General features: G+C 53.2%; 24 protein-coding genes. 10 read left to right on the forward strand and 14 right to left on the reverse strand.

What is annotated here, in order from left to right:
* Positions 1 to 4: 4 nt before the first annotated feature.
* Entirely contained in the window at positions 5 to 3,442 is a 3,438-nt protein-coding gene (locus FH749_11535) for a DNA polymerase III subunit alpha (protein MTI96094.1), read from the reverse strand.
* A gap of 69 nt (positions 3,443 to 3,511) precedes the next feature.
* Between FH749_11535 and FH749_11540 the strand changes: the two genes are divergently transcribed.
* Together FH749_11540 and FH749_11545 are read left to right on the forward strand one after the other, a co-directional pair.
* Positions 3,512 to 3,844, forward strand: a complete 333-nt coding sequence (locus FH749_11540) for a sporulation protein (protein ID MTI96095.1) — start codon at positions 3,512 to 3,514, stop codon at positions 3,842 to 3,844.
* Positions 3,841 to 4,299: a hypothetical protein gene (locus tag FH749_11545; GenBank protein MTI96096.1), complete on the forward strand. Its 459-nt coding sequence runs from the start codon at positions 3,841 to 3,843 to the stop codon at positions 4,297 to 4,299. The genes FH749_11540 and FH749_11545 overlap by 4 nt, the downstream gene beginning before the upstream one ends.
* Here the strand turns inward: FH749_11545 and FH749_11550 are convergent, their stop codons facing one another.
* From FH749_11550 to FH749_11610, 13 genes are all read right to left on the reverse strand, one after another.
* Positions 4,300 to 5,595, reverse strand: coding sequence for a CBS domain-containing protein (locus tag FH749_11550; protein ID MTI96097.1), 1,296 nt, complete (start codon positions 5,593 to 5,595; stop codon positions 4,300 to 4,302).
* A gap of 42 nt (positions 5,596 to 5,637) precedes the next feature.
* The gene (locus tag FH749_11555) at positions 5,638 to 5,904 is read right to left on the reverse strand and encodes a hypothetical protein (protein MTI96098.1); all 267 of its coding nucleotides are present in this window, start codon (positions 5,902 to 5,904) and stop codon (positions 5,638 to 5,640) included.
* Between the two features lie 83 nt (positions 5,905 to 5,987).
* Positions 5,988 to 7,055, reverse strand: coding sequence for a DUF418 domain-containing protein (locus tag FH749_11560; GenBank protein MTI96099.1), 1,068 nt, complete (start codon positions 7,053 to 7,055; stop codon positions 5,988 to 5,990).
* A gap of 174 nt (positions 7,056 to 7,229) precedes the next feature.
* Complete coding sequence (locus FH749_11565) at positions 7,230 to 7,745, reverse strand: hypothetical protein (protein ID MTI96100.1); 516 nt, start codon at positions 7,743 to 7,745, stop codon at positions 7,230 to 7,232.
* Between the two features lie 12 nt (positions 7,746 to 7,757).
* The gene (ltaE, locus tag FH749_11570; protein MTI96101.1) at positions 7,758 to 8,771 is read right to left on the reverse strand and encodes a low-specificity L-threonine aldolase; all 1,014 of its coding nucleotides are present in this window, start codon (positions 8,769 to 8,771) and stop codon (positions 7,758 to 7,760) included.
* Positions 8,772 to 8,911: 140 nt separating this feature from the next.
* Positions 8,912 to 9,019, reverse strand: a complete 108-nt coding sequence (locus FH749_11575) for a rubredoxin (GenBank protein MTI96102.1) — start codon at positions 9,017 to 9,019, stop codon at positions 8,912 to 8,914.
* Positions 9,019 to 9,426 carry a transcriptional repressor gene (locus FH749_11580; GenBank protein ID MTI96103.1) on the reverse strand — a complete coding sequence of 136 codons (408 nt, stop codon included), beginning with the start codon at positions 9,424 to 9,426 and terminating at the stop codon, positions 9,019 to 9,021. The genes FH749_11575 and FH749_11580 overlap by 1 nt, the downstream gene beginning before the upstream one ends.
* Before the next feature lie 64 nt (positions 9,427 to 9,490).
* A complete protein-coding gene (locus FH749_11585) occupies positions 9,491 to 10,186 on the reverse strand; it encodes an HAD family hydrolase (GenBank protein ID MTI96104.1) in 696 nt (231 codons plus the stop codon).
* A complete protein-coding gene (locus tag FH749_11590; protein MTI96105.1) occupies positions 10,183 to 11,043 on the reverse strand; it encodes a TIM barrel protein in 861 nt (286 codons plus the stop codon). Before FH749_11590 ends, FH749_11585 begins: the two co-directional genes overlap by 4 nt.
* A 2-nt stretch (positions 11,044 to 11,045) precedes the next feature.
* A complete protein-coding gene (locus FH749_11595; protein ID MTI96106.1) occupies positions 11,046 to 11,705 on the reverse strand; it encodes an HAD family hydrolase in 660 nt (219 codons plus the stop codon).
* Positions 11,706 to 11,708: 3 nt separating this feature from the next.
* Complete coding sequence (locus tag FH749_11600; GenBank protein MTI96107.1) at positions 11,709 to 12,335, reverse strand: YigZ family protein; 627 nt, start codon at positions 12,333 to 12,335, stop codon at positions 11,709 to 11,711.
* 19 nt (positions 12,336 to 12,354) lie between these two features.
* Positions 12,355 to 12,810 (reverse strand): tRNA (cytidine(34)-2'-O)-methyltransferase, encoded by a 456-nt coding sequence (locus tag FH749_11605; GenBank protein ID MTI96108.1) that lies wholly within the window; start codon positions 12,808 to 12,810, stop codon positions 12,355 to 12,357.
* A 5-nt stretch (positions 12,811 to 12,815) separates the two neighbouring features.
* Entirely contained in the window at positions 12,816 to 13,394 is a 579-nt protein-coding gene (locus tag FH749_11610; GenBank protein MTI96109.1) for a uracil-DNA glycosylase, read from the reverse strand.
* Between the two features lie 121 nt (positions 13,395 to 13,515).
* On the opposite strand from FH749_11610, the gene FH749_11615 reads away from it, so the two are divergent.
* The 8 genes from FH749_11615 (at position 13,516) to FH749_11650 (ending at position 20,494) form a co-directional block, all read left to right on the forward strand.
* Positions 13,516 to 14,514, forward strand: a complete 999-nt coding sequence (locus tag FH749_11615) for an ABC transporter ATP-binding protein (GenBank protein MTI96110.1) — start codon at positions 13,516 to 13,518, stop codon at positions 14,512 to 14,514.
* Complete coding sequence (locus FH749_11620) at positions 14,498 to 15,286, forward strand: hypothetical protein (protein MTI96111.1); 789 nt, start codon at positions 14,498 to 14,500, stop codon at positions 15,284 to 15,286. The genes FH749_11615 and FH749_11620 overlap by 17 nt, the downstream gene beginning before the upstream one ends.
* Complete coding sequence (locus FH749_11625) at positions 15,270 to 16,064, forward strand: hypothetical protein (protein MTI96112.1); 795 nt, start codon at positions 15,270 to 15,272, stop codon at positions 16,062 to 16,064. The genes FH749_11620 and FH749_11625 overlap by 17 nt, the downstream gene beginning before the upstream one ends.
* Before the next feature lie 146 nt (positions 16,065 to 16,210).
* Complete coding sequence (locus FH749_11630; GenBank protein ID MTI96113.1) at positions 16,211 to 16,408, forward strand: hypothetical protein; 198 nt, start codon at positions 16,211 to 16,213, stop codon at positions 16,406 to 16,408.
* Positions 16,409 to 16,560: 152 nt separating this feature from the next.
* Positions 16,561 to 17,061 carry a hypothetical protein gene (locus FH749_11635; protein ID MTI96114.1) on the forward strand — a complete coding sequence of 167 codons (501 nt, stop codon included), beginning with the start codon at positions 16,561 to 16,563 and terminating at the stop codon, positions 17,059 to 17,061.
* 326 nt (positions 17,062 to 17,387) lie between these two features.
* Positions 17,388 to 18,044 (forward strand): ABC transporter ATP-binding protein, encoded by a 657-nt coding sequence (locus tag FH749_11640; GenBank protein MTI96115.1) that lies wholly within the window; start codon positions 17,388 to 17,390, stop codon positions 18,042 to 18,044.
* Positions 17,992 to 19,275: an FtsX-like permease family protein gene (locus FH749_11645; protein MTI96116.1), complete on the forward strand. Its 1,284-nt coding sequence runs from the start codon at positions 17,992 to 17,994 to the stop codon at positions 19,273 to 19,275. Before FH749_11640 ends, FH749_11645 begins: the two co-directional genes overlap by 53 nt.
* Before the next feature lie 31 nt (positions 19,276 to 19,306).
* Positions 19,307 to 20,494 carry an ABC transporter permease gene (locus tag FH749_11650; protein ID MTI96117.1) on the forward strand — a complete coding sequence of 396 codons (1,188 nt, stop codon included), beginning with the start codon at positions 19,307 to 19,309 and terminating at the stop codon, positions 20,492 to 20,494.
* Positions 20,495 to 20,588: the final 94 nt, after the last annotated feature.

Consider the following 20,588-nt stretch of genomic DNA (forward strand, 5'->3'; position numbering starts at 1 on the left):
CAGACTATTCGCCACCGGCTGCCTGTTTTACCTTTTTTAGAACGACACAAGATTTTCCCAGCAACTCTTCCAGCTGCCGGATCAGGTTTTCACAGGGGTCGACGGGAAATTGATCCAGTAAGCGCGTGCGGTTGATCTCCGGCAAGTACAGATAGACAGCTGTATCACCGGGAAACTGTGCCAGGGCATAAAACACCCGATTCAACAAATCTTCGTTCTCGCGGTCCTCGAATTTTAGATACAATTTGTGGGTCCCATTGGGCGCCTGGAGCCGGGTGACCGAGGCGGGCATCAGTTTGGGCTGGTCTTGGGTCTGGAATTCCGCCCTTCCCCGTACCAAAAGCGGCCCCTTTTCCTTGAGCAGCTCGCCGCAAGTCCGCAGCATCTCCTCAAAGAAAATTAGTTCCACCGAGCCGAACTGATCCTCTAAGGTCACAAAGCTCATGGGCGAGCCGCGGCGGGTGATAATCGTGCGCCTGGCTGTGACAATCCCCGCCACCGTTACCTCCTTGCCGTCATGGGTATCGGCATTGAGGCCTGATATTGGCAGCACATTCAGGGAATCTAAAAGTTCCAGGTACTCCTCCAGAGGATGCCCCGTGATATACAGCCCCAGCGCCTCTTTCTCGGCGGTCAATATCGCATCCCGGGACAGAGGCTCCACAGGTGGCAGGGCTTCTGCTGCCGGTCCATCATCTTCAATCAGCGAGAAGATGTCCATCTGGCCGCTGATTTTCTGCTTGTGGATGCGCGCCGCCCGGGCCAAGACATCCTCCAGAGCAGCCAGCTTCTGACCACGGTGCCCGGGCAGGCCGTCGAAGGCGCCGCCTTTGATCATATATTCCAGCATCCGCTTGTTGCAGCGGCCGTTCATTCGCTCGCAAAAGTCCGAGAGACTGGTGAAATCTCCACCTTGTTCCCGCTCTTCCAGCATTTGCTCCACCGCGGCGGCGCCGACATTTTTCACGGCGCCAAGGCCAAACCGAATTTTATCTTCCACCACAGTGAAACTGACGCCGCTCTCGTTGATATCCGGCGGCAAAACTTCAATGCCCAGACGGCGACAGTGGTCGATGTAAAAGGCGACCTTATCGCTGTTACCCATGGCGCCGCCCAACATCGCAGCCATGAATTCAATCGGGTAATTGGCCTTGAGCCAGGCGGTCTGGTAGGCCACCAGGGCATAGGCGGCCGAGTGGGATTTATTGAAGCCATAATCGGCAAACTTGACAATCAAATCATATATATCCCCAGCCTGCTTCTCGGTAAGGCCGTTTTTGTCCTTACAGCCCTGGATAAAGATCTTGCGCTGCTCCTTCATGACATCCAGCTTCTTTTTGCCCATGGCCCGGCGCAGGAGGTCGGCTTGTCCCAGGCTAAACCCGGCCAGTTCCGCAGCGGCCAACATGATCTGCTCCTGATAGATCATGATCCCATACGTCTCTTTCAGCAGCTCCTCCAGTTTCGGGTGGGGGTATTTGACCGGCGTCTCCCCGTGTTTACTGGCGATAAAGGCAGGAATCTGTTCCATGGGGCCGGGCCGATAGAGGGCAACCAGCGCGACGATATCCTCAAAGGTCGAGGGTTTGAGTTCGGTCATCACCTTGCGCATGCCGTCGCTCTCCAGCTGGAACACGCCCAGGGTGTTGGCATCGCACAGCAGCTTATATGTGGCCAGATCGTCCAGGGGAATGTTGGCAATATCCACATCAATGCCCCGGGTTTGGCGAATGTTCTGCACCGAATGATTGATGATAGTCAGCGTCCTCAGGCCGAGGAAGTCCATTTTTAAGAGGCCCAGTTCTTCCAGAGTGGTCATGGGGAACTGGGTTACCAGCCCTTCCTCGTCATTGCCCTGGAGCGGCACATAATTGACCAGCTCCTCTTTGGCGATTACGACCCCGGCGGCGTGCATCGAGGCATGGCGGGCCAGCCCCTCCAGTTTGCGGGCGATGTCTATCAGTTTGGCCACCCGCTCGTCTTCCTTGACCAAAGTTCTCAGCTCGGGCTGCGCCTCTAAAGCCTTGTCGATGGTCATCTTCAATTCCTCGGGGATCAGCTTGGCGATGCGGTCGGTCTCGGCAAAGGAAAAACCCATGGCCCGGCCCACATCCCTCACCACCGCCCGGGCGGCCATTGTCCCGAAGGTGATGATTTGGGCAACCCGTTCCCGGCCGTATTTATGCATAACATATTCCATGACCTCTCCCCGGCGTTCATAGCAGAAGTCGATATCAAAGTCGGGCATCGACACCCGCTCCGGATTGAGGAAGCGCTCAAACAGCAGCTTATAGGGCAGAGGGTCGATATCGGTGATCCCGAGGATATAGGCGACGATGCTGCCGGCGCCGGAGCCCCGGCCGGGACCGACGAGGATGTTATTGCGCCGGGCAAAATCAACAAAGTCCCAGACGATGAGAAAATAACCGGAATAGCCCATGCGCTTGATTACCGAGAGTTCGAATTCCATGCGCTCCCGGACTTCCTCAGTCGGTTCCGGATAGCGCCAGGTCAGTTGCTCTTCGCATAAGTGCCGCAACCAGGTATCGGGGTTATGCCCTTCCGGCACCGGGTAGTCGGGCATGTGCATGGTCTCAAAATCCAGCTCCACATGACAGCGCTCGGCTATTTTTAACGTATTTTCCACGGCCTCCGGACACCAGGCGAAGAGTTTGGACATCTCCAGGGGCGATTTTAAGTAAAACTCGTCATTGGGAAACCGCATCCTGTTTTCATCATCCACCTGCTTGGCGGTTTGGATGCACAGGAGAATATCATGGGCCTCGGCATCCTCCCGGCGCAGGTAATGGAGGTCATTGGTGGCCACCAACGGAATATCCAGTTCTTTACTCATCGCCGCCAACGCCTCGTTAACTTCCTTTTGCTCCAGCATCTGATGATCCTGGAGTTCGAGATAAAAATTTTCCGGGCCGAATATATCTCGGAATTCTCTGGCCAGTTCCCGGGCGCCCTCAGTGTTGCCGCGCATCAGCAAAGTTGGAATCTGACCGCCCAGGCAGCCGGAGAGGCAAATCAGGCCCTGGGAATGCTTGCGCAATAGCTCCCGGTCCACCCGGGGTTTGTAATAAAAGCCCTCCCGGTTGCTGAGGGTGACCAATTCCATCAGATTTTTGTATCCCTGGTTGTTTTCCGCCAAAAGCACCAGGTGGTAGAGATTGTCCTCGCGGCTGCCTTCCTTGACGAAGCGCGACTCCGGGGCCACATACACCTCGCAGCCCAGAATCGGCTTGATGCCTGCCTTATGCGCCGCTTTGTAAAAATCCACAACTCCGTACATAGTACCGTGGTCGGTAATTGCCATGGCCGGCATCTTCATTTCTACCGCCGCCGCCACCAGTTCTTTTATCTTGGCGGCGCCGTCCAGCAGCGAGTATTCAGTATGGTTGTGCAGGTGGACAAAGCCACCGGTTTTTGTAGTCATCGGGTAAACCCTCCCGGAAGCGTAATATAGCCACCTCCCGGCCCATAAACTCTAGGGGAGGTGAGAAAACTGTCTACTAATTATGTATATACTTTGGTCCTCGACTTCCTGATTGCACTGGGTGTCGTTGTCGGCGGCGCCCTGGTGGGGGCGCTAGCGGCAATCCTAACCAACCGCCCACCGCTGCACCTGATGGTTGACTTGGCTGAACGCCTGAAAATCTGGGCCCTGGTCAGCGCCTTGGGTGGCACATTCGGCACCATCCGCGCCCTGGAAAGCGGACTGTTTGGCGGACAGCTTGGGGTAGTGGCCCGTCAGAGCACAATCGTGCTCAGCGCCTTTTTGGGCGCCCATCTCGGTTACTTGCTGATTACCTATCTGGCCCGGGGCAGCCTGAAATGAGAATCGTCGCCGCTCTTCTCCTGGGCGCGCTAGCAGGGGCAGTGCTGACCGCTTTGACGGCAGGTCGCCAGCTGGACGCAAGCCACTTAGAACGCCGCGCCTTGCAAAACAAGGTCGTGGAGCTCCAGGAGACGGTGGAACGTCTGGAAAACTCGCTGGCTGAACAAAGGCAACAGTTCATGACCGTCCAAGAGGTAAAGGTCAGCCTGATCGAGCCCCCCGACCCCTTTGTCGCCCTCGAGTTGGAGGAAGCCGCCCACCGCCTGCTCAGCGACCTGATTGGCAAGGATGTAGCAGAGCTGGACTTACGGCTGGTCCACAACCTCCTGGACCAGCGAATCGTGGAAGCAGAGGGCAAACGCTTTCAGTTTGAGGTGCAAGGTCTGCACCTCTACCAGCGGGTAGAAGTGCTCTTGAAGCCGAAAGCGCTCAGCGACCAGCAGGACGAAATGTAATTAGTCCAGACTCTGGAGTGATGCCACCGCCTTGCACACTACTTCGTTTCCACACTTCACCACTAAATCCACCTTGCCAAAATGGCGGCCGGAATCGATGACGCCGGCGCGAATCTCCATTTCCGACTCCGGCGGCACCGGATGCAGGAAGTATACTGAAATTGAGTCCAACACGAGATCTTTGAAGCCCGCTCGCTGCATGGCGAATTCAGAGGCGGCGGTGAGCAAAGTCATCAGCGACCCCGGGGACACGCTGCCGCCCCGGTCCATGGCCACCGGCGGCATCTGCCCTTTGAGGACAGTGGCCGTTTCTAAACTCTGCTTGCTGAATTGGCTAAGCAGGATGTCGCCGTGGGTCATCTGCACCTGAGGCTGGCGCTGGGCCAGCTGCAGTGCTTTCAGGACATCCTGACGGGTGACAACCCCCAACAGCTTTCGCTCCTCCACAACCGGTACCAACTCGATGCCCTGCCAAACCATCAAATGGGCCACCGAGGCCAGCGAAGAGCGGGGAGTAACAGTGTAAGGTTTGGTGGTCATTATCCGCTCCAAGGGCGTTTCCGGATCAACCCCCGCTACATCCCGGTTGGTGACCATGCCCACTACACGTTCCTGGACATCGACCACGGGGAAACGGCTGTGTCCGCTTTGCCGCGCCTGAATCAGCCATGCTTCGGCCAAATCATTTTCCTGCAGAAAGATTGGGTCGCGCACCATAATATCCTCCACCCGCAGGATATCCTTTTTGATCATTCGGTCAAAGATTGCCCGGTTAATCATTGTCGCGATTGTAAATGTGTCGTAACTGGAAGATATTAAAGGCATTTGCAAATCGTCTGCCATGTCCCGGATTTCCCCAGCGGCATCAAAGCCGCCAGTGATCAACACTGCCGCTCCCATCTGCAGGGCCAAGCGCTGGGCCTCCTCCCGATCGCCGACAATCAGCAGGCTGTCGGGTTCTATGTATCTGGCCATCGAGCCCAATTCCATTGCGCCGATGAGAAACTTGTTCAATGACTTATGCAATCCATCCCTGCCGCCCATGATTGAACCGTCGACAATATTGACTACCTCGGCAAAGGTCAGGTGCTGAATGTCCCGCTTGACTTTCTTTTCGATGCGAACGGTGCCGACCCGGGGCATCGAGCTGACGAGCCCCAGATTTTCCGCCTCTTTAATCGCACGATAGGCAGTTCCTTCGCTCACTTCCAGGGAGCGGGCCATCTGGCGCACCGAAATCTTTTCTCCCACCGCCAACCCTTCTATATGCTTTAGAAGCTGTTGATGCTTGGTCATCGTTAACCCCTCCCCGCCTGAACTGTATTTAATTATAGCATATCAGACGCCATGCTGCCTGTCTCGAACCGGCAGTTTTTTATGCTGCCGGGAGCGGGAAAGCCGGCGCAAAAGCGCCTGGCTGCGCGCCCTGGCCTGCGCCTTATCCAGTTTATGCCAGTAGCCCAGCGCCGCTGCCAATGCGCATAAATACCAGAGTAAACTAAACCAACCCCGAACACCGCCGGCAAAGGGCGACGGCAAAATATAGAGCGCAACTGCAGTCATCAAAATAACAATTGCAATCCCCAACCCATAAATAAATGCCAACTCCCGAACCCCCTTTTTGCTAACCTATGACAGCTTGTCAAAAAATACGACAGCCAGCGGGGATGTTTCCCACTGGCTGTTTGTCAGGCAGCTGCCTTTCTGTTGGACTCCCACTTCCACTTGGCGGCAATTCGCAACAGGCACTCCAGCGGGCCTTTTTTGTAATAGCGGTAGAACCAGTTACTGAAGCCCGAAGCCAGCAGCATGTAAAGGATTGTAACAACAGCTGGTAGCCAGAAGGGATAGAGCAGGGGACCGGCGGCGGGCCACAGTGTATGAACACCGGGAACCAGGAGTGCAAGAAAAACTGTGTGGGAGATATAAACTGTCAGCGCCATTCTTCCGACCCGGCCCAAGCCCCGGCCCCAGTGTTGGGACAGAAGCTGACAAACGGCAATAATCAGGGCCGATGAAGCTGCGGTAGATACCATGTATAGCGGCGTATGGGGCAGGATATCAATTTCCAGCCACATCGAATCTGTGAACGCTGGAATTAGCAGGGTAACGGGCAGGACCAGGACCGCACCGGCCAAAAGGCGCTTGAGCACCCGGGTACTGGTGAGGTTTAAGCGCCCAAGGGTCATGCCCAAAAGCACCAGTCCAAACTTGGGAATCAGCGGATACATCCCATTATACAAAGTGTGCTGGATGAATCCAAGCGGTGACCAAAAAACAGAGTTCACATAGGTGATCGTATACGAGGTGCGGGGAAATTCGTCGAAACCGGCGGCCACCAGAGCCCGTTTTGTGGTCCAAAAGGAATCATAATCCGTAAGACCATACACCACCGGCACGGCCACAACCAAAGCTGCGGCCAAGAGCAGCAGATAGCGAGAACGGACTTTCAGGAGCGGAATTGCCAGGACGGTCATAATCCCCATGATATGCAAAATGTCCCCGGAATAATAAATCCGATAGACCAAACCGCAGAGAATTAAGGTCAGGCCCCGACGCAATAGCTCCAATCTGAGCCGGGGAAAGTCGGACCGGCGACCAACCTGGAGCGACCAACCGACCCCGGCCAGGACCAAAAACAGGCCCGCGCCCCGGCCCTGAAAAAACTGATACAGTCCAAAGTAAGCGGCCTCCAGTCCTTCCCGGGCAGTAACAGCCAATTGAAAGCGGTTGGTGGCATGAATCATTACCATCATGATGATTGCCACTCCCCTGGCCGTGTCAATACCGTTTAATCTGATATTTTTTCGCCTCCTTCCCTGCCAACGGGGACGTTTCAGTGTCTCTCAGTTCAAACCATGCACATCCCCATACCTAAACAACGCGAATAAAAGCGGCCAGTGGCATCTCTCCACTGGCCGTCAGTCACCTTAATTGCTGTATCGGGCTTCAATATCAGCGGCCAAATCGGCAATCATATCTTCGCCAACCGGACCATCGCCGGTCAACTCCCGAAGCTCCACAATAAAATTGAATAACCTTTGGGAGCTGGTCTGATAGGATTTACGCCTTGCTTCCGGCCCTTCGCCCAGGAAGTGCTCCATGTAGAGCACAGCATCCCTGTCCCGGGTGTACAGGGCGTAAAGCACCAGGCGCTCCTCATCCCCCATTTTCATAACCAAAATGTTGAAGGCTCGGTCATCTTGAAAATAGCTCCCAGGCAGGGTTTCGTTCAATTCCTGGGGGCGCCGGGACTCTTCATACCAGGATACCAATTGTTGGTGTACCGCTTCCGACTCAATATAAGTTGTGTCCGCATCTAAATCAGATTGAAATATAAATACCTCGCTGAGGGCATCCTGTCTTATTTCCGGTAGCTCAGCAGTGCTGCCGCAGCCGGCAAGAATCGCCAGGGCCAGAACGGCAATGATTAGTAACTTTTTCATTTTGACTCCCTCCTACAGAAGCTCCCGAGTGTTGTTGAGAACCGTGTCAATCTGGTCTGAACTAATTTGATAATGGGTGACCATCCGCACGCTCCGCTCACCGGTGGCATTGGCCAACACACCCCGTTCTTTCAGGGCGGCTACAAATGTCTCCGCCGAACCAGAAATATTGAAGCGCACGATGTTGGTCTGGACAGTATCCATGTCGATTTCAGCGCCCAACTCCGCCAGCCCCCTGGCCAATTGGGCCGCTGTCTGCTGGTCTTCATCCAGGCGCAAACGCATTTCATCGAAAGCAATCAGGCCTGCTGCCGCCAGCACCCCGGCCTGACGCATGCCGCCGCCCACCATCTTGCGGGCGCGGCGCGCCTTCTCGATAAACTCCGCCGGACCAACCAACAAAGAGCCCACCGGTGCCGCCAACCCTTTAGACAGGCAGAACATCACCGAGTCGGCCCCAGCCACCAGCGCATCCGGCTCGACATTCAGAGCCGTGGCGGCGTTAAATATCCGTGCCCCGTCCACGTGCACCCAGAGTCCAGCCTCCCGGGCAATTGCCGACAGTTTGTCCATATCTTCTTTGCTGACACAGGTGCCGCCACCCCGGTTATGGCTGTTCTCCAAACAGAACATGCGACTGACGGGAAAGTGAATGTCCCGGGCGCGAATTGCCTGACGCAAATCCGCAGCCGCAGGCGTACCGTTTACCCCGGGGATAGGATGAATTTGCACCCCGGCTAGGGCGGCAATCCCCGCCACCTCGTACCAGAACATATGCATCTGGGACTCCATGATGATTTCATCACCGCGCTCACAAACCGCAAGCACAGCAATCAAATTGACCATGGTACCGCTGGGCACAAACAGTCCTGCTTCCTTGCCCAGGATTTCCGCGCCCCGGGCTTCTAAGCGTTGCAGAGTTTTATCCTCCTGATAGACATCATCGCCCACCGGCGCAGCAGCCATGGCAGCCCGCATTGCGTCAGTAGGTTCGGTCACAGTGTCGCTCCTGAGATCTATAACCATTCCTTACACCACTCCCTTAATTAGAAAGAGCTTTTTCGCTTCTGATTAGTATTCAATAAACGGAGTTAAATCCCTGCAAGCAAAGAATGTTAAGTCAGAGTCGGAATAAAAAAACGACCCCAACCGGGGTCAGGGATAGATTATTCCTTTTTTTCAAATGAATTGGCGGCGCCACACTCGGCGCATTTACGGGGCTTGCAACGTCCTTCCCGCTCGGCATTGCATTCTTTACAGACAAAAACAGCCATTAATCTTCCTCCTCTAAGTTTTTTCGGGTGCAGCTGGGACAACATCCGTAGACCTCCAGACGATGCCCCTCAATAGTATGACTGGGCATGCATGACTGGATATTGGCGAGAAGATCCATGCAATTGGGACCCTCTATGTCCTCAACCTGGTCGCACTGGTCACAAAAGAAGTGATAATGTGGTTCGGGGTTGCCGTCATACCGACACTGACTGCCAGCATGCCGGAGTTCCTGTATAATCCCCTGCTGTTTAAGGATGCCAAGGTTTCTGTAGACTGTACCCAAAGAAACATTGGGCATTGTCTCCCTGACACGTTGATAGAGCCAGTCGGCTGATGGGTGGGCGGTTGTGCCTTTCAACAAATCCAAAATCAGCTGACGCTGTTTAGTATTACGTATCTTTGTCACATCCGGCCCTCCTTTCAGTAACAATTACTATTAAGATACACCTTTTAAGGGCGTTTGTCAAATTCTATTCTAAAATTTCTAGGAGCTGGTCCCAACTTCCCCGCCATGTTGGCTGATATTTGCTGTTGCGCTCAATCATATGGTCTTCCAACAAAAAGGTGTCAAAATCCAGCTCAGAAGCGGCCAGGTCCTCCAAGGGGTCATTGCCCACCATCAGGCAATCTTTGCCCTGCAGGTTAAATTTGTCGAGAATCTCTTGGTAGTAGGCTGGATTCGGTTTACAAAAGCTGCTGTTTTCGTAACTAGTAATGTGATCAAAGGGCATATCCGCCAGCCCCGCCCAGTGCAAGCGGGTCTCGACAGCGATACGCGGAAACAGTGGATTGGTGGCTACTACCACCTTAGCACCATGCTGTAGGGCCAGTTCCACCGCTTTCCGGGCCGAAGGTAAGGGCTCGATGCCATCGCCCAAGGCTTTGTATTCATTGGCATAAAAATCGTCAAACAGCGGCATCAGTTGTTCGGGCTGAGAATCAACTTTGGCAAAGAAGCTTTGTGCGAACACCTGCTCATTGGTGCCCCGGCCATCATTGGTTTGCATATCTTTGGTAGCAGCCATCAGGGATTTGACAAAATGCTCCGGAGGCACATGTCGGGCCACCTTTCCTGTCAGACCTCTGAGGTATTGCTCCAAAAACCGATCCATATCCAGTGCCAGCAATGTTCCGTCTAAATCAAAAAATATCCCCTTATATTTCATGCCTTCGCCTCCTGTGCTTTTGTATATAGTGCTTTCATCGTTAATGCATCTTCTGTCTGGGTACCTGCAGATTCACTGATAATCACCGGCGTCAGTTTGTCCCGGACAATTATTTCCGCCAGGGGTTCAAAATGGGGTCCATACTCGGTTTCAGCCATGGTCCGGTGGCGAATTTCCCCCTTGGCGCCGTATTCGATGGGACTGAAATGAACATGCAGGTTTTGCACCACTTCTGCCCCCAGGGCGCTGTCAATCTGGTCCAGCACCGCTTCAAATTCCTCACCGCTATTCACTTTGCCAAGCCCGCGGGTATGGAGATGGCCAAAGTCTATGGTGGGAATGAATTGATTGTCCAGCGTACATAAATACAGTACCTCTTCCAAATCACCCAATTGGTTCAGCTTGCCCATTGTTTCCAGGCATAAATAAATTCCGGGGTAGTCGGGCAGCAATTCCTCCACCACGCGACCCAGTAGTTTCTCCGCCCGGTGCAATGCCTCTTTACGGGTACTATCCTTGGCCACCGAACCGGGATGCACGACAATCCGACTCGCTTCCATCGCAGCAGCCGCCACCAGGGATTTGCGAATATGATTCAGCGAGCTCTCCATTACCTTGGCTTCTTTGGTGGCGAGATTGATGAAATAGGGTGCATGCAAACTGAGGGCGACCTGATTTTCGCTGGCCTTTGCCGCCAACTGCCGGCAGAAGTCCTCCTTAACCCGCACACCGCGCCCACATTGATATTCATAGGCATTCAGGCCCTGGGCAGCCAGGAATTCCGGCACATCCAACGATGATTTATAACCCGCGTCATAAAAGCTTTGGGAGTTGCCCGCTGGTCCAAATTTTATCATTATTAGCTCCCTTCAACAATTGTCAGGATTTCCGAGATATTCTCAATAATATACGCGGCGTCGCTGTGTTCCTCCGGGCTACCATAGCCATAAGTACAGGCCACGGGCACAAATCCATTGCCCCGGGCGGCGGTGATATCCGAATCCCGGTCACCCACCATCCAGCCCGGCGACAGCTTATGCTCCCGGACGGCGGCCGCCAGCAATTGCACCTTGGTTTCCGTCTTGTATTCGCCGGCGCTGTAAATACCGGTTAGATACGGGGCCAGGCCGTGATGACGACAGACGGATTTGACATAATCCTCGCCGCCGTTGGAGACTACAAACAATTGGTGTCCCCCCGCGGCCAAAGTGGCCAACGTTTCTGCTGCTCCGTCAAAGAGTTTGCCGGCATCCAAATCGATATTCCTTAGCTCATTATCCTCAATGATTTCCCGGGCAAGCTTCTTGACCTCGGGCTCGGCCCCGGGCAGAAGATAATCCCAAATTTCCTTGTCGGTCATCCCGTAGACACCCTTGATTTTTTCATCATCGGGAACCTCTGGCCAAAGACCGCGCTCCCGCAGGGTCTCAAACCCCTGGCGCATAGCCGGCAACGAAATCAGGTGCACCTGAAACAACGTACCATCAAGATCAAACATAATTGGTTTTTTATTATTCATGTATTAGATACCCCTCACAAAATTATAATATTCTTCGCCGCGAATCAGTTCCAGCTGACCGTTGCAAAAGTCAGTGAGCCAGGCTGCCAGCTGCTCAATTTCCCCCACAGCAATCCCCAGTTCCACACGAACTACATCAGTAAAGGCAGTGTCCAAAACAGTCAGTTTCCGTTCCCGCAACTGGTTTTCCAGCTTTCCGTACGCGGTGTAATCAATCACCGCTGTCAACCTTTGAAACAGCAGCTGCCTGCCCATGCCGGCGGCATCAAGTCCCGCTTTGGTCGCCTGGGAGTAGGCACGAATCAGACCGCCGCCCCCCAGGAGAATCCCCCCGAAATAACGGGTGACGACTACAGCGGTGTGCTCCAAATTTTCTTTGCGCAACACTTCCAGCATCGGGCGCCCGGCAGTCCCCGAGGGCTCGCCGTCATCGCTGGAACGCTGGGTGATGTTATCGACTATGTACGCATGACAGTTGTGGGCCGCATTCACATGTTTTTTGCGGATAGCGGCAATAAATTCTGCCGCCTCCGCTTCGTCAGCCACCGGACTGACCTGGGCGATGAACCGAGACTTTTTGATTACAATCTCGGCCTCGGCCGGGCTCGCCACAGTGCGATATTCACGCATCAAATCTGCTCCTTTCCATCTAAACCAACCCGGGATACTGCCATTGGCGCAGCCACTCATAAGCGGCCACGGCCACGGTATTCCCCAGGTTCAACGAACGATTGTCGGGGCGCATCGGTAGCCGGATGACCTCGCCCGCCGCCAACACTTCCGGGGGCAGACCCGTGGTTTCGCTGCCAAAGAGCAGCATGGCGTCCTCGGGATATGCAACTGCCGTGTGCCAGCGCGTTCCCTTGGTGGAAAAACAATAGAGCGGACGTTCCGGGAACATGTCCCGAAACTCATCCCAACTTTTATGCAGCTCCCAGTCCAGATGCTGCCAATAATCCAGGCCGGCCCGCTTCATATATTTATCAGCCAGTGAAAACCCCAAGGGTTCCACTAAATGCAGGCGAGCGCCCACAGAAACACAGGTCCGCCCGATATTCCCGGCGTTTTGGGGAATCTGCGGATGGACAAGGACAATTTCCAACACAAAAACTACTCCTTCCTCAGCTCACGATAACGGTCGCGGATGTTTTGAAAGTCTATCCACACCGGGCGCTTTTGTCGCGGGTCCCGGAGCAGGTAGGCGGGATGAAAGGTGGCAATAATCGCCGCCCGGCCCAGTTGGCGCCACTGGCCCCGATCCTTGGTGATACGCAGTTTCGGGTCAATCAGGGTGCGGCCCGCCAGCGCGCCCAGGCAGACGAGAATCTCCGGATCGACTAGCTCCAGTTGCCGTTCCAGCCAGGGCAGGCAACTCTTGACTTCATCTGGCTTGGGCAGCCGGTTGTTGGGTGGTCGGCATTTGACCACATTGGTTATGTAGACATCCTCCGGCGGCAGTTCGGCTGCGGCGAGTATTTTATCCAGCAGCTGGCCAGCTTTGCCGACAAATGGTTCGCCCAAGCGGTCTTCGTCGCCGCCCGGCCCCTCGCCCACCAGCATCACCCGTGCCCCGGGCGTGCCCCGGGCCACAACCACCTGCTTGCAGCCCGCCCGCAGCGAACAAGCAGTACATTTATAATTGGCTTCTGTCAAACTTTCAATGTCCGGATAGTGTAACATGTCCAGCATTTCAGTTCCCCCCTGCCAATAAAGTACCATAACTTATACATTTCGGCAAAGTCTGGCCGGTTCCTGCCTTGACAGCCCTGGGGCGCTGTGGTAAAACAGGAGAAATCAGGGGGTGAAAATTATGGATATAGTGACTGTTGAGAATCTACGCAAGGACTTCCGGGTGAAGCTTAAAGACCCGGGCTTGGGCGGCAGCCTGCGCGCCCTTGTCAAGGCCAATTACCGGGATGTACCGGCAGTGAAGGGCATTTCCTTTGCGGTGGCGGAGGGGCAACCCCTAGCCTTCATCGGCCCCAACGGCGCCGGCAAGTCGACGACGATAAAAATGCTCACCGGTATTCTCCATCCCAGCGGTGGCGAGGCACGGGTGCTTGGCCTCACGCCTTGGCAGCAGCGGCAACAGCTGGCCAAGCATATCGGCGCCGTCTTTGGCCAGAAGTCCCAGCTCTGGTTTCACCTGCCGCCCCGGGACAGCTTCGACCTCCTGGCCAAAATCTATGAGGTGCCATACCGCACCTACACCGACCGCCTGGCGGAGCTGATTGACCTCTTTGAGCTCACTGAGCTCCTGAATACACCGGTGCGCAAACTCTCCCTGGGCCAGCGTATGCGCTGCGAAATTGCCGCCTGCCTGCTCCACGGACCAAAGATCCTGCTTCTGGACGAGCCGACCATCGGCTTGGATGTGGTAGCCAGGGGCCGGATCCGCGCCCTCATCTCCCGACTCAATTCCCTGGCGGGAACCAGTGTGTTTTTGACCTCCCACGATGCCGGCGATATCGAGAAAATCTGCAAGCGGGTGCTGGTCATCAACCACGGCCAGATCATCCTCGACACCTCGGTCACGGAGCTTAAACGGCGCTACCTCAGGACCAAAATTGTCAGCGCCCGCCTGGCCACGCCTGTGCCCGAGTTCCAGATGAACGGCGTCGAAGTGCTCAAAAACCGGGAACACGGCATCAAACTCCAGGTGGACACCAGCTGCACCGCGGTGGAAACGGTAATCAGTCAGTTGATGCAGCGGGCCAGTCTGCCAGATATCAATATCACCGATCCGCCTTTGGAAGAGGTTATTGAACGGATCTATCAGGAGGGTGAAGGCGATGGCCCGGGCTGCTAAGTACCTGCACGTGGCCCGGATCAGCCTTACCAATCAGCTGGTCTACGCCTGGGACCTTCTGGGCCGCAGCCTCTTCTTCGTAGTTGTGCTCTTGATCTTCAACCAGCTTTGGCAGGCCACGGCCAGCGACACCCTCGCGGGCTTGAGCCGCAATCAATTGATCTGGTACTTGGTGCTCACCGAAACGATCATGCTTTCCACCCCCTCAGGGGTGATGCTGGGCATCGACAACGAGATTAAATCCGGCGACATCGCCTATTTGATCAACCGGCCGTATAATTACCCGTTCTTCATGTTCGGCCGCTACTGGGGCGAAACCCTGGGCCTGCTTGTGGTCAATGCCACCATCGGCACAGTGACCGCCCTGATTCTGGTGGGGCCGCCCGCCTTTGCCCTGGCCGCCCTGCCGGGCTTTGCCATCATGCTGGTTATGGCAATCTCTCTGCGCTTTTTCCTCAGCATGCTGATCTCCCTCAGCGCCTTTTGGGTGGAGGAGAGCCAGCCCTTCCACTGGATCAACGGCAAGCTGCTCTTCACCGTCGGCGGCATGTTTGTGCCCCTGGAGTTCTTCCCCGACTGGCTACAAACCCTTGCCGGCATCCTGCCCTTCAACCTGGTGCTCTACGCGCCGGCCAAAATCCTCGTGGACTGGCAGCCGGACTTGTTTGTAACACTCTTAAGCCGTCAAATCCTCTGGCTTAGCCTAACGGTGATGCTCAGCCAGTATATCTTCAGCCGGGGGGTGAAAAAGCTCAATGTTCACGGCGGTTAGAAAGTACTCGGATCTCTTGCTTCTGAACTTCAAGCTCAATCTCGCCTCGGCCATGGAATACCGGTTCAGTTTTTGGAGCCAGGTGCTGTTTATGATGCTAAACAATTTGTTCCTGCTTTTCTTCTGGTGGGTGTTTTTCAGCCAATTCGCCCTGCCAGGCTGGGACATGTCCGACATTCTCCTGCTCTACAGCCTGGTTTCCGGCTCCTTTGGGATCGCCGCCATGCTTGCCGGCAACAGCACCCGACTAGGGGAAATTATCGCCCGGGGAGAGCTGGATTACTACCTGCTTTTGCCCATCAACCCACTGTTCAATGTGCTCACTTCCCGGCTCCAGGTCTCGGCCGCCGGCGATTTGGCCTTCGCCTTGATGCTCGCACCCATCGCCCTGAATTTCGACCTGGCTTCAGTCGCCCTCTTCCTGGCGCTACTCTGCTGCGGGGCCCTAGTGCTCACCGCCTTTTGGACCAGCGCCGGCTGCCTCAGCTTCTTCTGGGGCTATAGTCAGGGCCTGGCCTCACTGGTCAGGGATTCGGTGGTGATGTTCTCCACCTACCCGGAAGCGATTTTTTCCGGCGGCATCCGCTTCATGCTCTTTACCATCATTCCCGCTGGCTTTGTCACCCATCTGCCCCTGACTCTACTCCGGGAATTCAGCTGGCTACGCCTGGGCGTGCTCCTGGCGGCAACGGCGCTCTTGCTCTCCCTGGCCTGCTGGTTGTTCCACGCCGGCCTCAAACGCTATGAGTCGGGCAACCTGATGGTTACACGGGTGTAAAAAGATTATTACACAGCTCTACAGTTCGTTTACACTTCCTTTACCGGCAGCAATTCCGACCAAAACTTGTATATAATACATCTACAAACAAGTGACCTGTCTAGCAGGCAGACACAAGTAAGAAGCATTGTAACAAGGAGGATGGAATGAAGAAATTGGCTTCTATGACCATTTTCGCCAGCGCTGTCGTCTGGGCCAGTGTGATTCTTGCCCTATTCTTTATCGCTCCGGAGTCTGTAGCGATGATAATCCCCTTCATCGGCGGCGGTATCGCCATCCAACTGGGATTCATCGCCAACCTGGCCAATCGGGTCATTGAATTGGAAAAGCAAAGCGCCAAGTAATCCTATACGTAAACAACCCCCGCCCACGCGGGGGTTGTTTGCATTCCGGGATTAACAGCAAACAAGAACAGGAAGGAAATGTAAGGAAAATGTTGAATAGATTAAGAAGGAAATGGAAATTCAAGGGTTAATGATGGGAGTGGGAGTTATTTATGAGAAGATATCTTAAACGTATCTTATTCGCAATCTTGATTGCCTTTATAATCTACTCCGGTTATAATCTCGTGGCGCATTTGACAAAACCATACCCGGAGCAGGAATTTTCTTTGAGCCAGCACTTATCTGCCAATGAGTGGGAGGTAAGTTTTGATACGTTGACTACTGACGGAAGCCGGTTACCCGGATACGAAAACAGGAGTTGGGTTCCTAGTGTTATTTGGGCGATTGATCTCACCATAATAAATAACGGGGAAGACAGTAGCTATGTCCGTAATGATATGTTCCATGTTTCCCCTACTGCAGGAACACCAGACCGAATATATGACGAGCCCAACAAAGCGATAATCTCTGAACTTGTTCAGCCAGGCGAAGCAATTCACCATCAGCTTGTGTTTCTTGTCAGGCGAAACAGCCGCTCGGTGCATGTTTTTTTCACACCTGATGGGCCTGAAGGAGAGGGGTTCTCCACTACAATTTCATTGCCCAGGGAATAATGACAAGCCGGACAGGGGGACAGGTCCCTTGTCCGGTTAACCCACAGATTACAAAAAATGCTCCCTTGGCGAGGTGATGATTTACGTCTAACGGAAAGAAGCATTCGTTATGTCCCTTTATTTTTCTATTGCTCCTAACCGAGGAGAGTTATTACCAGGGAAAATACACTTTTCACCGGAAGTTTGCCAAAAATTTCTATCAATTTGCTATGCTTAGAATGTTACAAGTTTGGTTATTTTGCCAAAAGTGATGCGATTTCAGGGGATGCTCAGACTTACGTCATACCTTAATTAGTTAGGAGTGAAATACCTTGGGACAAGCGCATATCTCAACGCATGAACTAACCAAAACCTATCCAAATGGCTATACAGCGGTTAAAGATGTTTCGCTTGAGCTTCATCCCGGCCGCTTTTATCTAATAATGGGGCGCTCAGGGGCCGGAAAAACAACCTTACTGCAAATCCTTGGCCTCCTCGACGATTTTTCCTCAGGTCAGTTATTCGTGGACAATGTAGACACAAAAACTCTTAATGAAGCTGACAAGGCCCGGTTAAGAATGCAGAAATTTGGCTTCGTATTTCAGTCTTACTATTTGAACGAAAAAATGAAGGCTTATGAAAACGTAATGCTGCCAATGTATATAAACCCTGAGATCGCTGACAAAAAAGAGCGTGCTGAACAGTTGCTGGCAACAGTCGGCTTGACACAAAGGGCCGACAACTTTCCCCGACAACTTTCTGGCGGAGAACAGCAGCGAGTCGCCCTGGCGAGAGCTCTCGCCAACGCTCCGAGCTGTATCTTTGCTGACGAGCCAACTGGCAACTTAGACACAGAAAACGAAACTAAAATTTTAGAACTTCTAAAACGGATTAGTCTCGAAAACAATAAGTGCGTTATGGTTGTCAGCCATAACGAAGCGGTCAGGCATTATGCGGATGAAGTCTTTCTCATGCAGGATGGAGTGTTGTCTCGTGAAGGCTAAGCACTATTTCCGACTAGCAGCAATTAATTTGTCGCGTCGCAAAATTTCGGTGCTCTTTAATCTGCTCTTCCTGGTGTCCATGCTGGTACTAGTGATCCTCACCTTTTCTTTGTCGGCAGGCTTAAGCAAATTTGTTAACATGACCATGTTGAGCGTTTCAACCAGAACGCTGGCAGTTGATTATAATCCAAACCAATTTGACGCAGATTCGGTTTTAGCTACCCTAGAGACCCTACCGAATGTAGTCGCAACAGTCCCGCCCGGCAGCAGCCGAACCGGCGGTCAGATTCCAACGCTGGAGGACCAGGCACAAGGATATAACGGGCGCATTACCTTTATCGGTGCCAATGAACACACTCATCCGCCAGTTATATCGGGCAGTGGCCTGGGCGGCTCAAGTAACACTGGGGTGATTCCCAGTAAATTCATTCCCACCTCAGTTCCAGCCGAAGCTACAGGTGGATATATTGATGGAGAAACCCTTCTAGGTGAAACAATTACAGTGGAGTACTATGAACACGACTATTCAGATATGGAAAATATCAGCCGTGGCCAAAAGCATACTTATAGTTTTCAGGTGATTGGAGTCTACGATTCAGACAACCTCTTGGACCATGAAAACATTATTTACATCTCTTATGAGGACGTTGGGCAAATAACCCTTGCATCTTTAGGTAATCACGACCAGTACCTTCCTTCCGACACCAATTCTGTGCAGGTGGTGGCTGACAGTAACGAGAACCTGATGGCACTTCAGTCTGAAATTCGCGCAGTCGGCTTTAATGCCCGGCCAATCGCATTTACAAACACCAGTTTCGCAGTTACGATTGTGGGTATCGGCGCTGGGCTTTCACTGCTGGCGGCGATAGTTGCGTTCATTAATATTATTGCCGCCTCGGTTAATGCCGTGAAAGAAAGGACTTCAGAAATCGGGATGTTGAAGGCGATAGGCTATCAAGATGGAAATGTTGCCCTTATTATGCTTGTGGAAACAGTGCTGCTGGGCGTTGCGGCCTTCTGTATGTCAGTGGGAACAGCAGCTCCGGTACTGCGCTACCTTTCAAATCATTGGGCGGATTCGCAAACACTATCTGTATTACTAGCGCAAGTCAGTGGCAATGGTTTATTATTTGCCTCGCTGGCAGCAATCGGTGTCCCCATTGTCGGCTACCTCTTTGCCCTTGATAAAGCCTTGAAAATACCACCGTCCTCTGCTTTAAGAGAGCAATAGGACAATACGCACCGCGATAGGAGAGGTGACAATGAAGCCCGCAGATATTTTCAGCCTTGCCCGGAACAATCTCGCCCGGGGCAAGTTAAAAAATGCCCTGTTTGTTGTAATGTTTGTTGTCACAATCAGCGGTTTACTAATAACCCTTACTTTTTACTTCGTTGCCATACAGATTAAATCTGACTATATTGACGAGAACATTACTAATCGTGAGCTAATTGTCAGTGCTGACTACGCCGTCTTAAGCCCCCAGAACCCGGAACATGGGGTCCTCAGGGATTTAAACACGCTGGAAAATATTAAATATGCATATCCATTTGTGCACGATATCAGCGCCGCCGCAAAGATAAACGGCAACCTTCCTGACTTCGAATGTGTATTGGTTTCCGGTTCTCCCGATCACTTTCCCGCAGTCGCTGAAGGCGACAGCTTAGTTTCTGACAAAACCGCCTTGCTTCCAGACCCATTGTTTATTCCATTAGAGTATGGCGTCGGTTACACGACGATTGACGCGGGGGATTATATCGGTCGGGAACTTAAAATAGCCCATCCTGATGGTGAAAAATCAGTGAAAGTAGCAGGGATATACGACCGGGAACTTGACCGACCTGTGAATGAAATTTGGCTCCCGCTGGCGAACATGCAGGCCTTATCCCTTGACACACCATCCGAAGATTCAGGCCTGTTTACTGTGGTCATTACCCACTCCAGTCACAGAGATGAAACGCTGAACGCGATTAATAATCTACCCGGACTTACTGCCTCAGCCATCGAATCTGACATGAATCCAACGACAGCCAGACTCTACAACCAGGCTTTAGAGCTTCTGACTGTCATTATCCTGATTATTACAGTGCTTCTAATCAGTCTCTATGTAGTGACGATTTCCAATAAGATTCGTCAGCAAAGAAAAATGATTGCCCTACTAAAAGCAATCGGTTACCGAAATGCAATCATTTTTCGAGTCCTTCTGGCAGAGATATTGATGATTACGCTTCTCGCCTACTCGCTTAGTATTCTAAGCGCATTTATTGTTTCTGGTATCGCACTTTCCCTGCAATCTGCCCTGGCCTTCCCTTTCCAACAGCTGGTTCAAATTTACTCAACGTTAATTCTATTTGCTCTTCCACTAGTTAGCTTCATCGGATTTGCCGCCTGCTTAATCGCCATCGGCAAGGTTCGAAAAATCAGCCCTACCATCCTACTAAAAAACGCATAAAGCTACATCCTCGGACAGGGGGACAGGTCCCTTGTCCGGTTCGAGAGGCGCTTAGTACAAGTAAAACTACACCATAGCTACTTAATTAAAGCAA

The sequence above is a fragment of the Bacillota bacterium genome, assembly GCA_009711825.1.
In the GTDB taxonomy this organism is placed as follows: Bacteria; Bacillota; Proteinivoracia; order UBA4975; family VEMY01; genus VEMY01.

Coding starts and splice junctions, on each gene's coding strand:
- FH749_11535 (MTI96094.1), bottom strand. CDS start 3,442: ATGACTACAAAAACCGGTGGCTTTGTCCACCTGCACAACCATACTGAA.
- FH749_11545 (MTI96096.1), top strand. CDS start 3,841: ATGAGAATCGTCGCCGCTCTTCTCCTGGGCGCGCTAGCAGGGGCAGTG.
- FH749_11550 (MTI96097.1), bottom strand. CDS start 5,595: ATGACCAAGCATCAACAGCTTCTAAAGCATATAGAAGGGTTGGCGGTG.
- FH749_11560 (MTI96099.1), bottom strand. CDS start 7,055: ATGATGGTAATGATTCATGCCACCAACCGCTTTCAATTGGCTGTTACT.
- FH749_11565 (MTI96100.1), bottom strand. CDS start 7,745: ATGAAAAAGTTACTAATCATTGCCGTTCTGGCCCTGGCGATTCTTGCC.
- ltaE (MTI96101.1), bottom strand. CDS start 8,771: ATGGTTATAGATCTCAGGAGCGACACTGTGACCGAACCTACTGACGCA.
- FH749_11575 (MTI96102.1), bottom strand. CDS start 9,019: ATGGCTGTTTTTGTCTGTAAAGAATGCAATGCCGAGCGGGAAGGACGT.
- FH749_11585 (MTI96104.1), bottom strand. CDS start 10,186: ATGAAATATAAGGGGATATTTTTTGATTTAGACGGAACATTGCTGGCA.
- FH749_11590 (MTI96105.1), bottom strand. CDS start 11,043: ATGATAAAATTTGGACCAGCGGGCAACTCCCAAAGCTTTTATGACGCG.
- FH749_11595 (MTI96106.1), bottom strand. CDS start 11,705: ATGAATAATAAAAAACCAATTATGTTTGATCTTGATGGTACGTTGTTT.
- FH749_11600 (MTI96107.1), bottom strand. CDS start 12,335: ATGCGTGAATATCGCACTGTGGCGAGCCCGGCCGAGGCCGAGATTGTA.
- FH749_11610 (MTI96109.1), bottom strand. CDS start 13,394: ATGCTGGACATGTTACACTATCCGGACATTGAAAGTTTGACAGAAGCC.
- FH749_11615 (MTI96110.1), top strand. CDS start 13,516: ATGGATATAGTGACTGTTGAGAATCTACGCAAGGACTTCCGGGTGAAG.
- FH749_11620 (MTI96111.1), top strand. CDS start 14,498: ATGGCCCGGGCTGCTAAGTACCTGCACGTGGCCCGGATCAGCCTTACC.
- FH749_11625 (MTI96112.1), top strand. CDS start 15,270: ATGTTCACGGCGGTTAGAAAGTACTCGGATCTCTTGCTTCTGAACTTC.
- FH749_11630 (MTI96113.1), top strand. CDS start 16,211: ATGAAGAAATTGGCTTCTATGACCATTTTCGCCAGCGCTGTCGTCTGG.
- FH749_11635 (MTI96114.1), top strand. CDS start 16,561: ATGAGAAGATATCTTAAACGTATCTTATTCGCAATCTTGATTGCCTTT.
- FH749_11645 (MTI96116.1), top strand. CDS start 17,992: ATGCGGATGAAGTCTTTCTCATGCAGGATGGAGTGTTGTCTCGTGAAG.
- FH749_11650 (MTI96117.1), top strand. CDS start 19,307: ATGAAGCCCGCAGATATTTTCAGCCTTGCCCGGAACAATCTCGCCCGG.